12 protein-coding genes are annotated in these 15100 nt (G+C 63.5%); 6 read left to right on the top strand and 6 right to left on the bottom strand.

Going from position 1 to position 15100, the window contains the following annotated elements; all coding sequences use genetic code 11:
* The coding region (locus I6F38_RS30960) for a BA14K family protein (RefSeq protein WP_225163070.1) at nt 1-320 on the top strand (320 nt) is incomplete at its 5' end.
* A gap of 66 nt (nt 321-386) precedes the next feature.
* Here the strand turns inward: I6F38_RS30960 and I6F38_RS30955 are convergent.
* Entirely contained in the window at nt 387-1283 is an 897-nt protein-coding gene (locus I6F38_RS30955) for a DMT family transporter (RefSeq protein ID WP_225163069.1), read from the bottom strand.
* Nucleotides 1284-1464: 181 nt separating this feature from the next.
* On the opposite strand from I6F38_RS30955, the gene I6F38_RS30950 reads away from it, so the two are divergent.
* Both I6F38_RS30950 and I6F38_RS30945 read left to right on the top strand, forming a co-directional pair.
* Nucleotides 1465-1869, top strand: coding sequence for a response regulator (locus tag I6F38_RS30950; RefSeq protein ID WP_028332273.1), 405 nt, complete (start codon nt 1465-1467; stop codon nt 1867-1869).
* Nucleotides 1870-1888: 19 nt separating this feature from the next.
* Nucleotides 1889-4126: a CHASE3 domain-containing protein gene (locus I6F38_RS30945; RefSeq protein ID WP_225163068.1), complete on the top strand. Its 2238-nt coding sequence runs from the start codon at nt 1889-1891 to the stop codon at nt 4124-4126.
* A gap of 6 nt (nt 4127-4132) precedes the next feature.
* Here I6F38_RS30945 and I6F38_RS30940 read toward each other — a convergent pair whose 3' ends face one another.
* On the bottom strand, nt 4133-5026 hold the full coding sequence (locus tag I6F38_RS30940; protein WP_225163067.1) for a DMT family transporter: 894 nt from the start codon (nt 5024-5026) through the stop codon (nt 4133-4135).
* 821 nt (nt 5027-5847) lie between these two features.
* On the opposite strand from I6F38_RS30940, the gene I6F38_RS30935 reads away from it, so the two are divergent.
* Nucleotides 5848-9621 carry a vitamin B12-dependent ribonucleotide reductase gene (locus I6F38_RS30935; RefSeq protein ID WP_225163066.1) on the top strand — a complete coding sequence of 1258 codons (3774 nt, stop codon included), beginning with the start codon at nt 5848-5850 and terminating at the stop codon, nt 9619-9621.
* Between the two features lie 142 nt (nt 9622-9763).
* Entirely contained in the window at nt 9764-11371 is a 1608-nt protein-coding gene (locus tag I6F38_RS30930; RefSeq protein ID WP_225163065.1) for an AAA family ATPase, read from the top strand.
* A 128-nt stretch (nt 11372-11499) separates the two neighbouring features.
* Here I6F38_RS30930 and I6F38_RS30925 read toward each other — a convergent pair whose 3' ends face one another.
* Nucleotides 11500-12126 carry a ClpX C4-type zinc finger protein gene (locus I6F38_RS30925; protein ID WP_225163064.1) on the bottom strand — a complete coding sequence of 209 codons (627 nt, stop codon included), beginning with the start codon at nt 12124-12126 and terminating at the stop codon, nt 11500-11502.
* Nucleotides 12127-12339: 213 nt separating this feature from the next.
* On the opposite strand from I6F38_RS30925, the gene I6F38_RS30920 reads away from it, so the two are divergent.
* On the top strand, nt 12340-12681 hold the full coding sequence (locus I6F38_RS30920) for a DUF952 domain-containing protein (RefSeq protein ID WP_225163063.1): 342 nt from the start codon (nt 12340-12342) through the stop codon (nt 12679-12681).
* Here the strand turns inward: I6F38_RS30920 and I6F38_RS30915 are convergent.
* The 3 genes from I6F38_RS30915 to I6F38_RS30905 form a co-directional block, all read right to left on the bottom strand.
* The gene (locus I6F38_RS30915; protein WP_225163062.1) at nt 12678-12899 is read right to left on the bottom strand and encodes a hypothetical protein; all 222 of its coding nucleotides are present in this window, start codon (nt 12897-12899) and stop codon (nt 12678-12680) included. The genes I6F38_RS30920 and I6F38_RS30915 overlap by 4 nt on opposite strands.
* Nucleotides 12900-13105: 206 nt before the next feature.
* The gene (locus I6F38_RS30910) at nt 13106-13402 is read right to left on the bottom strand and encodes a lysozyme inhibitor LprI family protein (protein ID WP_225163061.1); all 297 of its coding nucleotides are present in this window, start codon (nt 13400-13402) and stop codon (nt 13106-13108) included.
* Nucleotides 13403-13843: 441 nt separating this feature from the next.
* Nucleotides 13844-14968: a metallophosphoesterase gene (locus tag I6F38_RS30905; protein ID WP_225163072.1), complete on the bottom strand. Its 1125-nt coding sequence runs from the start codon at nt 14966-14968 to the stop codon at nt 13844-13846.
* Between the last annotated feature and the right edge of the window lie 132 nt (nt 14969-15100).

Genomic DNA, 15100 nt, shown 5'->3' with positions numbered 1-15100 from the left:
GGGCCGGTGGTGGCGGCGGCGGTTGGCGCGGCGGTGGCGGCTGGCACGGCGGGTATCATCGTGGCGGCGGATTCTGGCCCGGCGCGGTGGCTGGTGCGGTCGTCGGCGGCGCCCTCGCCTCGGGCGCGTATTACGGCTCCGGCTATGGCTACGGCCCCGGCTATTATGACGACAGCTACGGCTATTACGATGAACCGTCTGTTGCCGTGGAGGTACCGAGTGGCGGCGGCGCCAGCTACTGCGCGCAGCGCTACAGGTCCTACGATCCTGCCTCGGGCACCTATCTCGGCTATGACGGCCGGCGGCATCCCTGCCCGTAATGAAGGCCTGAATTCTTGATTGCAAAAGGGCGGCGCCAGCGCCGCCCTTTTTCATGTACGCAAGTCTTATGTGCGCAAGGCGACCGCGACGGCCGCGAACGTCACCACGAGCGCTGCGATATCGCTCGCGCTGAGCGGCTCGCGCAGCATCGCCGCTGCCGCGAGCACGCCGACGACGGGGACCAGCAGCGTGCCGATCGACGCGGTCGCCGCCGGCAATCGCTCGAGCGCCGCAAACCAGCAGACATAGCAAAGGCAGAACTGGATCAGCGTCATGTAGATCATCGACGCCCAGCCGAACTGCGACAGCGCGGCGAGCTGCGGCTGCTCGATCATGATGCCGATGATCGCGATTGGCACGCAGCCGATCGCAAGCTGCCAGGCCGCGAGCGACAGCGGCGGCATCGCGAGCTTGAACGATTTGGTCAGCACCGTGCCGAGCCCGACACAGAGCGCGCCGGCGAGCGCGAACAGAATCCCCGGCAGCTTGCCGAGGCTTGCGTCGATGCCGCCGCCGCCGATCAGCGCCGCGATCCCGGCGAGCGCCACCGCAAGCGCAAGCGCACGCGGCAGCGACACGCGCTCGCCGAGCACCGGCCAGGCCACCAGCGCGACCCACACCGGAATCGATATGCCGAGCACAGCCGCCTCGCTGGCCCGCAGCCAGATCAGCGCGAGGCCCATGGACGCGACCCAGCCGCCGATCGACAGCGTCGACACCAGAGCGAGCCGCAACCACATGCCGTCAGGCACGCGCAGCGTCTGTCCCCGCATCAGCGCGACCAGACCGAGCGCAACCGCGCCGACCACGCCGCACAGCCCGCGCGCGGACAGCGGCGGCCACTCCGTGAGCAGGAACTTCATGATCGGGAAGTTGAGTCCCCAGCCGATCGAGGCAACGACCAGGAATGCGAGGCCAAGCGGTGACAGCGGGGCGCGGCCGGCGACGGGAACTGCAGTCATGGACCTGTCGTAAAGGGGGATGGACAAATACAGGTGATGTGTCACGGCTAGCTGGAAATCTGCTTGTCAGCAAACAGCATATGCATTCTATGATACAGACTTTCCGTCTAGGTTCCGCCTTAATTGACGAACAGGCCAAGCGAGTCGCCGGCACGCGAGGCCGTTAGAAAGAGGATGCATCGTGCCGAGCGTTCTCGTGGTTGATGACGACCCGATGGTGTGCGTTGCCATCGAGGTGTGTCTGCAACGCCAGGGCTTCGAGGTCACCGTCGCCGATGGCGGTGAAGCCGGCATGCGCGCGCTCGAGCAGGCCACCTTCGACGTCATGCTGGTCGACGTCTTCATGCCGCATATGCGCGGGTTCGAGGCGATCCGCGTCTTCCACGAGCGCGCCCCCGAAATTCCCGTCATCGCGATGTCGGGCTATGCCTTCGCCAATGCCGACCGCGCGCCGGACTTCCTGCGGATGACGATCGAGCTCGGCGCGTCCGCCTGCCTGCGCAAGCCGTTCACCCCGCAGGCGCTGATTGCCGCCGTTAACGAATGTCTTGCGAAGTATGCACCTTCCGCTCGTCTTTCGAAATAATTGCTCGTACTAATCGTCGATGGCTTCCCAGCGTCTCATTCTCGGCAGCGGCCTTGCGATCCTCCTCGTCATCAGCGCGGCGTCGATCGGGTTGGACGTCAAGTCGCGCAGCGAGATTGATTCGGTCGACCGCACGCTCAGCATCCTCAAGCGCATTTCGGATGCGCGTCAGCTGCCGCGCAGCGTCGAGAGCACGGCGCGCGGTTTCGCGCTGACCGGCGATGCGTCCTTTGCCGACGAGTTTCGCGAGCAGAGCGCAGCCCTCACCGCGGCCTTCGACGATCTGATGGCCGCGGTGACGTCGGCCCCCGAGGAGGCGCAGCTGATCACCGGCACCAGGGTCGAGGTCCAGCGCGCCATTGCGCTCGGCGCCGAGCTGATCAGGTTGCGCAGCGCGGGCGACACGGCCGGCGCCGCGGCGCTGGTCTCCGCGGGCGAGAGCCGCGCGCTGACCGACAAGGTCGGCGCGGCGCTCGACCGCCTGGTCACCGAAGAGCGCCGCCTGCTCCGGATTCGCACCGACCAGTCGAAGACCAATGGACGGCTGCTGCTGATGATCGATCTCGCCGGCGTGGCGATGATCCTGCTGCTCGCGATCGCGCTGACGCTGACGGCCCGGCGCGCCAGCCGCGAACTGCAGGGCGCACTCAGCGCGACCAAGGCGACCAATCTGTCGCTCGAGGGCAAGGTCGCCGATCGCACCAAGGATCTCGGCGCCGCGCTCGAAGAGCTCCGCCGCTCTACCTCGGTGATGGAAACCACCTTCCGCACCATGGCGGAGGCGGTGCTGGTGATCGACAGCGCCGGGACCGTGCTGCTGTCAAACCCGGCCGCCGAAAAGATGCTGCGCTACAAGCCGGGCATGACGGTCCGGCAGCTGCGCGCCATGAGCAATGTGTTCCAGTCCGACGGCGTCACGCCGATGCAGGCCGACGACATGCCGTCGGCCAGGACGCTGCGCGGCGAGGAATTCGACGGGCTGGAATTCGTCGCCAAGCCGGTGCGCGGCGCGCCGGAGATCCACCTCGTGGTGTCGGGCCGGCCGCTGCGCGACGGCGACGACACCATCACCGGCGCGGCGCTGATCTATCACGACATCACCGCCTCGCGCGAAACCGAGCACAAGCTGCAGCAGGCACAGAAGCTCGACGCCATCGGCAAGCTGACCGGCGGCGTCGCGCACGACTTCAACAACATGCTGACGGTCATCACCGGCACCACCGAGACGCTGGTCGACAGCCTGCGCGCCCAGCCGAAGCTTGCGCAAACCGCCGAGTTGATCGACCGCGCCGCCGAGCGCTGCCGCGAGCTGATCCAGCATCTGCTCGCCTTCGCCCGCCGCCAGCCGCTGGAGCCGCGCACCGTCGACATCAACGGCACCGTGGTCGACATCGCCAAGCTGCTGCGGCCGACGCTCGGCGAGCAGATCGAGATCAATTCGGTGCTGGCGTCCGATGTCGCCAGCGTCCATATCGATCCGTCGCAGCTTGCCAACTCGCTGCTCAACATGGCGATCAACGCCCGCGACGCGATGCCGAACGGCGGCAAGCTGCTGTTCGAGACCAGCAACATCGTGCTCGACGACGCCTATGCGGCTGTCAATCCCGACATCACGCCGGGCCGCTACGTGCTGCTCGCGGTCAGCGACACCGGCACCGGCATGTCGCATGCGGTGCAGGACAAGGTGTTCGAGCCGTTCTTCACCACCAAGGAGGTCGGCAAGGGCTCCGGCCTCGGCATGAGCATGGTCTACGGCTTCGTCAAGCAGTCCGGCGGCCATATCAAGATCTACAGCGAGGAAGGCCACGGCACCACGATCAAGCTCTATCTGCCCCCTGCCCGCGGCCAGGTCGAGGTGGAGGCGCCTCCGCCGGAGCCGGTGCGGCGCGGCAGCGAAATCATCCTGGTGGTGGAAGACGACCAGCTGGTGCGCAACTACGTCGTCACGCAGCTAGGCGCGCTCGGCTACAAGACCATCGCCGTGCCCGACGCCCGCGCCGCGCTGGCGCTGGTCGACAAGGGCGAGAAGTTCGACCTCCTGTTCACCGACGTGATCATGCCCGGCGGCATGAACGGCCGCCAGCTCGCCGACGAGGTGCAAAAACGCCGGCCCGGCATCAAGGTGCTCTACACCTCGGGCTACACCGAGAACGCGATCGTGCATCACGGCCGCCTCGACGAGGGCGTGCTGCTGCTGGCCAAGCCCTACCGCAAGGCGCAGCTCGCCAGCATGCTGCAGCAGGCGCTCGGCGAGTGATGCGCGCTACCTCGTCGCAAGCGCGACGCCGGCGAGCGTGAACAGCAGCGCGACGATCTGGCTTGGCCCCAGCGGCTCGTGCAGCGCGATTGCGGAGGCCACCACGCCGATCACAGGCACCGCCATGGTGCCGATCGCCGCCACCGAGGCCGGCAGGCGCGCGAGCGCGGCGAACCACGCGACATAGGCGACGCAGAACTGGATCAGCGTCGAATAGACCAGCAGCCACCAGCCGACCGTCGTGATGCGGTCGAGATGCGTGGTCTCGATCAGGAGGCCGACGATCGCGATCGGCACGCAGCCGAGGCCGATCTGCCAGGCCGCGGCCGGGATCGGCGGCATCACCAGCGGATATTTCTTGGCCAGCACGGTGCCGAGCGCAAAGCCGAAGGCGCCGCCGAGCGCCATGATGATTCCCGGCAGCTTCTCCTTACTTGCGGTGATGCCGCTGCCGCCCATGATCGCGGCGAGGCCTGCAAAGGCCATCACCAGCGCGATGGTCCGCAGCAGCGTCGGCCGCTCGCCGAGCACCGGCCAGGCCAGCAGCGAGGCCCAAACCGGCATGGTGTAGGCGATCAGCGCGGCCTCGCTCGCCGGCAGCCAGAGCAGCGCGAGCCCCATCAGCACCATCCAGCCGGTGACGTTGAGCGCCGCATAGAGCACGAGCCGCGGCCACAGCCGGCTCTCGACATGCAGGCTCTGGGCACGGATCAGCGCCAGCGCCGCGAGCAGCACGGCGCCGATCACCCCGGTGGTGCCGCGCAAGGTCAGCGGCGGCAGCTCGCTGAGCAGGAACTTGGTAGACGGCCAGTTGAACCCCCAGCCCACTGAGGTGATGGCGAGGAACATCAGGCCGGCGGGCGCAAGGCGCGGCCGCGCGGAAGGCTTCTGGACTGTCATGGAACCCGGCGGGGATGTGAGTCGGCCTCACCTTGCCCGCGATTTTGTCGCCCGACCATCACGGCTCTGACATGCCTGATCCGTACTTTGCCCGTAGGCCTACGTGAGTCCCCAAAATTCAATCCGGGACCGCGAATAAAAACTTCGCCTGTGAACAGCGGGGCGAAGCTCCGATCCACAGGCGATAGGAATATTTTTGGCTTGGGAATCCCTGAGGACTCACCGATAGTTGGCTCGATCACAGGCGCGGCACCGACCCCTGTTATCCCCCTCTTTCCACCATATTTAGTGTTTGATTCAGAAACTCGTACTAGTCCTTGACGGGCGTGACGGACATGGCCTAGCTTTCAACCTGTTCGGCGCGAGTGTGTTTGGGTCCCCGCCGGTCGCTCCCACAAGGGTTCCAAAATGACCACTCCGCCAGGCCTTCGGGCCGCGGGTGAAGGGCTTCTCTGCCCTGATTTTGGGCCCGAGGTCTTTCGAGTCCGGGGCGACAGAACGGGCCGCGAAGGACCCGGAAACAGAGGCCGTAACCGGCCCGAGAAGAAGCGTACGCGTGACGTGTCGCGTGAAGCGTTTTGGGGCGTTGAATGCATGACCCGGAGCACCCGACCAGTCGGGGGGCAGCGCCGGGACGATGCCGCCGCAGGGCCGGTCATACCGGCGCCCAGCGGATGAGAGAAAACAGGCCGGATCCACCGGCTGAGCTGCGGATGACGGGAGGCGTGCTGAAGCGTGTTCCCTTAAGTCCGCGAACAGACAACATTCCGGCACCTGCGGACAAACGTGGGGCCGGGCAGAAGAAGAGACGGGGCTCGACCATGCGAATCGAACGACGCAACACCACCAGCGGACAATCTCCCTATGCCGGGACCAATTTCCGCCTGACCACATCAGAGATCCGCAATCCGGACGGCTCGGTCGTGTTCCGCGCCGAGAACGTCGAGGTTCCGGAGTTCTGGTCGCAGGTCGCCTCCGACGTGCTGGCGCAGAAGTATTTCCGTAAAGCGGGCGTTGCCGCGCGCCTGAAGAAGGTCGAGGAAGAGACCGTGCCGTCCTGGCTGTGGCGTTCGGTGCCCGACACCGAGGCGCTTGGCCTCCTGCCGGAGAACGAGCGCATCGTCGGCGAGACCTCGGCCAAGCAGGTGTTCGATCGCCTCGCCGGCTGCTGGACCTATTGGGGCTGGAAGGGCGGCTACTTCTCCACGGAAGAAGACGCCCTCGCCTTCTTCGACGAGCTCCGCTTCCAGCTGGCAAAACAGATGGTCGCGCCGAACTCGCCGCAGTGGTTCAACACCGGGCTGCATTGGGCCTATGGCGTCGATGGTCCCGGCCAGGGCCACTATTACGTCGACTGGAAGACCGGCAAACTCACAAAATCGAAGTCGGCCTATGAGCATCCGCAGCCGCATGCCTGCTTCATCCAGGGCGTCGGCGACGACCTCGTCAACGAGGGCGGCATCATGGATCTCTGGGTGCGCGAGGCGCGCCTGTTCAAGTACGGCTCCGGCACCGGCTCCAACTTCTCGAGCCTGCGCGGCGAAGGCGAGAAGCTGTCCGGCGGCGGCCGCTCGTCCGGCCTGATGAGCTTCCTCAAGATCGGCGACCGCGCCGCGGGCGCGATCAAGTCGGGCGGCACCACGCGCCGCGCCGCCAAGATGGTCGTGGTCGATGCCGATCACCCCGATATCGAGACCTATATCGACTGGAAGGTGAAGGAGGAGCAGAAGGTCGCCGCCCTCGTCACCGGCTCCAAGATCAACCAGAAGCACCTCAAGGCCGTGATGAAGGCCTGCGTCAACTGCGAAGGCAGCGGCGACGACTGCTTCGATCCCGAGAAGAACCCTGCCCTGCGCCGCGAGATCAAGCTCGCGCGCCGCGCGCTGGTGCCGGACAACTACATCAAGCGCGTCATCCAGTTCGCCAGGCAGGGCTACAAGGACATCTCGTTCGACACCTACGACACCGACTGGGATTCCGAGGCCTACCTCACCGTCTCCGGCCAGAACTCCAACAACTCGGTGTCGCTGAAGGACGATTTTCTGCGCGCGGTGGAAACCGATGGCGACTGGAATCTCGTCGGCCGCACCACGAAGAAGGTGACGAAGACGCTGAAGGCCCGCGACCTCTGGGAGAAGATCGGCTACGCCGCCTGGGCGAGCGCCGATCCCGGCCTGCACTTCAACACCACGATGAACGACTGGCACACCTGCAAGGCGTCCGGCGACATCCGCGCGTCCAATCCGTGCTCGGAATACATGTTCCTGGACGACACGGCGTGCAACCTCGCCTCGGCCAACCTGCTGACGTTCTACAGCACGACCACAAAGCGGTTCGACATCGAGTCCTACGAGCACCTCTGCCGGCTCTGGACCATCGTGCTCGAAATCTCCGTGATGATGGCCCAGTTCCCGTCGAAGGCGATCGCCGAACTGTCCTACGAATTCCGCACGCTCGGCCTCGGCTTTGCAAACATCGGCGGCCTCTTGATGACCATGGGCCTGCCCTATGACAGCAAGGAAGGCCGTTCGCTGTGCGGCGCGCTGACCGCGGTCATGACCGGCATCGCCTACAAGACCTCGGCCGAGATGGCGGCCGAGCTCGGCACCTTCCCGGGCTACAAGAAGAACGCCGCGCACATGCTGCGCGTGATCCGCAACCACCGCCGCGCCGCCCACGGCAACGCGGCCGGTTACGAGGCGCTCTCGGTCAACCCGGTGCCGCTCGATCACGCCTCCTGCCCGCAGGCGGACATCGTCACCCATGCCAGGCTGGCCTGGGACGACGCGCTGGCGCTCGGCGAGGTCAACGGCTATCGCAACGCCCAGACCACGGTGGTGGCGCCGACCGGCACCATCGGCCTCGTGATGGATTGCGACACCACCGGCATCGAGCCCGACTTCGCGCTGGTGAAGTTCAAGAAGCTCGCCGGCGGCGGCTACTTCAAGATCATCAACCAGGCGGTGCCCTCCGCGCTGCGTGCGCTCGGCTATCGCGAGAGCGAGATCGCCGAGATCGAGGCCTACGCCGTCGGCCACGGCTCGCTGTCGAATGCGCCGGGCATCAACGCCTCAACCCTGAAGGCAAAGGGCTTCACCGACGAAGCCATTGCCAAGGTCGAGAAGGCGCTGCCGACCGCGTTCGACATCAAGTTCGCCTTCAACAAGTGGACTTTTGGCGAAGACTTCATCCGCGACCAGCTCGGCATCGGCGCCGAGGCTATCGCTGCGCCCGGCTTCGACCTGCTCTCGGCGGTCGGCTTCACCAAGCGCGAGATCGAGGCCGCCAACGTGCACATCTGCGGCGCGATGACGGTGGAGGGAGCTCCACACCTCAAGCCAACCGATTACGCGGTGTTCGATTGCGCCAATCCCTGCGGCAAAATTGGAAAACGCTACCTCTCGGTCGAGAGCCACATAAGGATGATGGCGGCCTCGCAGCCGTTTATCTCGGGCGCGATCTCCAAGACCATCAACATGCCGAACGACGCCACGGTGGAGGACTGCAAGTCCGCCTACCTGTTGTCGTGGAAGCTGGCACTGAAGGCCAACGCGCTGTACCGCGACGGCTCGAAGCTGTCGCAGCCGCTGAACTCGCAGCTCATCTCCGACGATGAGGACGAGGACGATGCGGTGGAAGCGCTGTACGAGAAGCCGATGGCCGCGCGTGCCGCCCAGGTCTCGGAGAAGATCGTCGAGAAGCTGGTCGAGCGCATCGTCGTGATGCGCGAGCGCGAGAAGATGCCCGATCGCCGCAAGGGCTACACCCAGAAGGCGGTTGTCGGCGGCCACAAGGTGTACCTGCGCACCGGCGAATATGACGACGGAAGGCTCGGCGAGATCTTCATCGACATGCACAAGGAAGGCGCGGCGCTGCGCTCCTTCATCAACAATTTTGCGATCGCAGTGTCCCTAGGTCTGCAATACGGCGTGCCGCTGGAAGAATATGTCGACGCCTTCACCTTCACCCGCTTCGAGCCCGCGGGTCCGGTGCAGGGCAACGACTCGATCAAGTACGCGACCTCGATCCTCGACTATGTCTTCCGCGAGCTCGCGGTGAGCTACATGGCGCGCTTCGATCTCGCCCATGTCGATCCGAACGAGTCGGGCTTCGACGCGCTCGGCAAGGGCGTCGAGGAAGGCAAGGAGCCGGATGAGGCCCCCGCCCAGCACCAGGCCACCAAGTACCTGTCGAAGGGTCTGACCCGGTCGCGCACCGACAACCTGGTCGTCATGCGCGGCGGCTCGGCCGCGGTGAGCCCGGGCGCCGACAACGCGCCCGCCGGCAACCGCGTCACCGCGCTCGCCTCCCACGGCGCAACCTCGCGCGGCGCCTCCGACACCGTCGAAGGCGCGGTCGCCCTCAAGCAGGAGGTCAGCCACGACCTCTCGCCGACCGAGAAGCTCGAGGCGCTGAACTGGAGCAAGCCCGGCACCGCCGCAGCCGCCGCCCCGTCCAAGGCGGAGCGTCGCGCCGAAGCGAAGGCCAAGGGCTACGAAGGCGAGATGTGCTCGGAGTGCGGCAACTTCACGCTGGTGCGAAATGGCACCTGCATGAAGTGCGATACTTGTGGGTCCACGACGGGGTGTTCGTGAGGCCGCGATCCGCCGAGATACAATTGAAAGGCCGCCGAAGAGCGGCCTTTTCTTCGTGCGTTGAACTCATCTGCTATGGGCTGATAGCCCCCGTTTTGCGATGATCTTGATTTGGCAACTCCACGACTTGAAGTGCCCCCTTATGACATTTAGCTTTTCAGCTCGTACCCCGACTGGCGAAATGAGCTTCCGCGTCGACCCAGGCGAATCAATTCTATTCGTCGGCGCAAACGGTGGAGGCAAGACGAGACTCGCCGTCAAAATCGAAGAAGCCCTCGGAAAAGACGCCCACCGCATATCTGCACACCGCGCTCTCGCGCTGAACGCATCAATCCCCAAAGTCAACGAAAAGACGGCGCTCTTGGGACTCAGGCATGGATATGCCTACCCAGGATCAGCGGTTGAACACCGTCTCGGAAATCGCTGGCAAGGCAATGCGGCGGTTTTCTTACTGAACGACTACGACTTCCTTGTGCAAGCTCTCTTTGCGGACCAAGCAAATACCGCCCTTCAAACGCACAACAATGCGCGGGCCGGCTTTAACCAACCTGTGTCGGCGACCAAGTTTGAGCAGCTCGTCGAAATCTGGGACCGTATCCTTCCAAACCGAAAGCTCGATATCACCGGCGACGACATTCAAGCTGCTGTGACTCGCACTGGTCAGAAGTATCGAGCCGGCGACATGAGCGACGGTGAGCGCGCAATCTTCTATTTAATCGGACAAACGCTCACGGCGGCCGCAAACAGCGTATTGATTTTTGATGAGCCCGAGTTGCACATCCATCGCTCAATAATGTCCCGCCTTTGGGATGAACTTGAGGCCGTCCGCCCTGATTGCGCGATGGTCTTTATCTCGCACGATCTCGAATTCGTTGCCTCGCGCGAGGGCCAAAAGTATGTTTTGCGCACCTACAACCCGACGACGGGCTGGGTTATTGAACCCGTTCCAGAAGACACCGGCTTTTCCGAAGAGATCACTACGTTAATCCTTGGAAGCCGGAAGCCGGTGCTCTTCGTAGAAGGGCAAGGCCAAAGCCTCGATCAAGCAATTTACCGCGCCTGCTATCCAGATTGGACCATCATCCCCCGCGGCTCGTGTGAGGAAGTCATTCACGCCGTTATCACAATGCGCGCCAATGCTTCTCTCACTCGTATAACTTGCGCGGGTATCGTCGACGCCGATGCATACGATGCCGCAGACTTGCAGTTGCTCGAAAGTAGGGGAATCGCGACCTTACCGGTTTCTGAAATCGAAAATCTCTTTCTGCTGCCAAGCGTCTTGGAAGCTATCGCACGATCTGAGGGCTATGATGGACCTGCTCTTTCGGACAAACTGACTCCAATCTTTGATGAACTGTTCGACCAAGCCCGTGAACCCAAAAATCGCCTTTCTATCGTGTTGCGGTACTGCCGACGAAGAATTGACCGCACTCTTAAGAAAATCGACTTTAGCTCAGCTGCCGACGTGGAAGCACTTGCGTCCGACTACGTTAACAAGACTGGCAACCTGAGCGTAACCGATCTTGCCAAACTGGCGAATGACAGCATTCAATCAGCCATCGTCAACGGTAACATTCCTGAACTGCTCAAATGGTATGACAACAAGGGAGTTTTGGCCCTTGCGTGCAAGGTGAAAGGTCAGACAAAGGTTCAGTTCGAACAGTGGATAGTGCGCGCGCTGCGCAACCGTGTTGCGCCTGCATTTTCGGACGCGATACGAAACGTCTTGCCTACAGTTTCACCTGCCTGAAACCATCAAGCGTAGCGCGGATTAGCCGAAGGCGTAAATCCACCAGCTCGCTCGCAACTGTCGCGACGGGGTTGCGCTTCGCCAACCCCGCCCTACTCTATTCTCTGCCCGCTTTCCCGCAGGACAGTCTATTGCGTCCGCTCGTCGATGAGCGGCGTCGCCGTCCGTTGCACCCGCTCATAGCGGCTGATTTGATCTTGCGAGATTTTCTTCATGGCCAGCAATTCATCTGAGGTCTTGGCCTTGAGCTGAGCGAAGATGGCCGACTGTGGCACCTCCGCGTCCATCGGCGATGGGTTCGATCGAAGCGCGATCATCCGGTCAATGCGCTGCAACATCGAACGATGGCGCTCCACGATCTTGCGCGCGAGCTGAACATAGTGCAGCAATCGATCGGTCGACAAGGCGCGCGCGCCCTCCTCGTTTCCTGCAATCAGCTGGTTTAGATGCTCGTCGACGATGTCGGTGCACAGGTCGATGCATTCATCGCAGATGAAGACGGCAGGACCCGCCACCAACTTGCTCACGTCATGCTGGTTCTTGCCGCAGAAGGAGCAGTAGAGCAGACCGCCCTGGGCGGCTTGCTTCTGAGCGCCGGCGGCATCGATCCTGGCAGACAGGATATTCCAGGTCTCGCAGCCGAACGCCTTCGCGATCAGTTCCAGGGATTCGCTGTGAGTGGTTTGTATCGCCCTGGCATTCAAGGCGTTGCGCAGAGACCGCGCCATCGCCTTCGCATCGCGAAAATCGCGCATGGGTACACCCCTATCGGCGAACGGAGGAGATCGGTGCTTGCCTTGCCGACCCGCTCGCCAATAGCGAGGGTGTGGCGGATTTTGATACGTTCACTATCCACAAAGGGCGCAAGCAGCGGGTGTATCAACCCGGCACCATCATTGGGCGCGATCGGCCTGTTGTCAATATCGACAAGCATGCCGTTCTCTCGACATCGTAAGGCGAATATGGAGATGAACTTGCAGCCTTCAGTGATTTACCACATCTGCTCGCCTGCCGCGTGGGCAGCAGCGAGCAACGGCGAATACCGCTCTGCGTCGTTCGACAGCGAGGGGTTCATTCATTGCTCGACGCCCGAGCAACTCATTGAAGTCGCGAATTACCTCTTCCAGGGTCAACGAGGCCTGATCTTGCTCGCCATCGATCCGGCTCGCGTGATCCCGCCCATCCGGTACGAGGACGCGGGCAACGGCAAATTGTACCCGCATATATATGGTCCTCTCAACGCAAGTGCCGTTGTTGCCGTCCAACCATTCGAACCAGGCACCGACGGCACGTTTGATCTGCAAACTTAGGCTCTCGGCTCCAGTTGCTCGCCATTGAAAATATGGAGCATCCCCGCAAATCCGGGATGATCGGCCTCCACGACGTAACGCACTGCACCGGCGCGCGTCGTGAAAACTGAAACGATGATGCCAGGATACTCATAACCGGCACGCTTCCTGACGAGATCGCCGACCTTGAAAGACTGGGACATCATTCCTCGTAAAGTTGCGAGCGACTGCTGAATCACTGAGGTGAGCTGCCATGATAGCAGGTCACAACGGCATGTCGCCGAGCATCAAAGGTCAGCGGAGGGTCATTTCGACGGGTTCTTTCTTATAGCCCGGATGAGCCAACGGGTCCTGCAAATGCGCGCCCGATGACAGGCTCTGCGATATCCGGAACCAACGTCACCAAACGCACGACCGGCCCCGCATATCGCTTCGCTCATGCGGGCTACTGGCTGGCACGCTTTTCAAGGAGCAGCGTGCGGTCGGCGATATCATTCAATTCGAACGCCTGGGAGTCGAGGAACGCGACGGACCCGTTGTTGGGGTCCGCGGCGAGGCGATGGGTTTCACCCAGATGATGCTTCAGCCAGGCCCGCTGCTCGGTCTGCAATTGCGCGTGCGCCTCGCCCTTCGACCTTGCGAGAAGCGCTTGATAGGCGATGTTGAGCCTGACGTCCCACTTCTCGATTGCGGTCTTGCCGCACGCCAGCATCTTCGTTGACACCCCTTCGGCCTTGTCCATGCACGCATCATACTCGGTGCTTTGCTGCGCGCGTGCCGACCAAGTCCCGAGCACGAGCGCAGCTGCAACAATGACAAGCCTTCGCGAAAGCATGACCACGTCCAAATCACCCTACCTGCGTCTTTCGACAACCATCGCCGCACAAAAGCGTCCGAAATGAGATCACAGCATTGATGCACCGGCTATCTGGCGGCGGCTGCTCAGCAAGCGTAGCCCGGATGAGCCAACGGGTCGCGCGAATGCGCGCCCGATGACAGGCTCCGCGATATCCGGGACCAACGTCACCAGACGCACGACCGACCCCGCATATCGCTTCGCTCATGCGGGCTACTGCTGCGACCCTGGCCGAGAAGCAGACCGCAACCATGCGGCGCGCGTATTCGGGCTGCCCCGCCAATGCGATAACACCGCGTTTGCATCATCGCACGCGCAGCAAATCAATCAGATGTCATCAGCCACGCGCAACGTGATCCGCGTCAATTCCGACGGGCGGCCGAGCCGCAAGGCAAAACCCGGCCAGAGCGCGGTGCCGTTGTTGACGTAGAGCGTCATCCCGTCGACGTTGTAGCGGCCCGAGACGAAGCCGGCATTGGCGCGCGCGGCGAGGCGATCGATCCCCAGGATCAATCCGCCATGGGTGTGTCCGGAGAGCTGCAGGGCGACGCCGAGCCGAGCTGCCTTGCGTGCGTCGCTCGGCTGGTGGTCGAGCAGGACGACCGGCGCGCCCTTGGGGGCGCCGTCGAGAACCGCGCCAAGGTCGCGGATGGAATGCCCCCGGTGTCGCGAGGCGCGGTCGGTAATCCCTGCGATCACCAGGCGGCCGCCGCCGCGTTCGAGCACGATGTGCCTGTTCTCGAGCGAGCGCAGGCCGAGCGCTTCGTAGTGCGCCATCCAGCCGTCATAGCCGAAGATATATTCGTGATTGCCCGAGATCACGTAGACGCCATCGGCGGCCATCAGGTCGCGCAACGGCGCGATGTCGCCCCGCCGCGCATCAATGGTGCCGTCGATCAGATCGCCGGTGATCGCGATCAGGTCGGCGCCGAGCTTGTTCGAACGCTCGACCACGGCACGCGCCCACGGCGCAGGAAACAGCCGGCTGATGTGCAGATCGGTCAGTTGCAGGATGGTGTAGCCGTCAAACTGGAGCGGAAGTCCGCGGATCCCGACCTCGACATCCCTGAGCGGCGGAATGCGCATCGCCTGATGGACGCCGATCGCGGCGGCGGCGGCCGCGAGCACAGCAAGTGCGTAGCGGACGCCGTCGGGGGCGCCGACGAAGCCGCCGTGGATCAGCGCGGCCACCAGCAGCCCGGCATCGAGCGCCAGTTGCAGCAGCGCCAGCAGCATGATCGCGCCGAACGCCCAGTTGAACAGGACGACCACCGGACGCGGAAACTCCGGCGAGAATTCCGATCCCGACGACAGCCTGTTCCAGCGGTGAAACTGCAAGGCGACCAGCACCAGCAACGCGGCGACGATCTTTGCCGGCAGCGGCCAGTCGAGCGGCCAGATGAAGCGGGCCAGGATCAGCAGACTGGTCAGGCCGAAGATGAGCTGGGGAATTGGTTCGCTCCGGATCGGATCGGTGGGCTGCGCGGTTCGCGCTCAGCGAAGGTAGGGTGGATCGGCCGCGCGCGTAAGCCGCCATCATCAGCACATTTTCGGCAAGTCGCGCTTGGCCGACGCGCCTTGCGC

The organism is Bradyrhizobium sp. BRP56 (genome assembly GCF_020194035.1).
Classification (GTDB): domain Bacteria; phylum Pseudomonadota; class Alphaproteobacteria; order Rhizobiales; family Xanthobacteraceae; genus Bradyrhizobium; species Bradyrhizobium australafricanum.
This window is presented reverse-complemented; position numbering and strand designations above follow the sequence as displayed.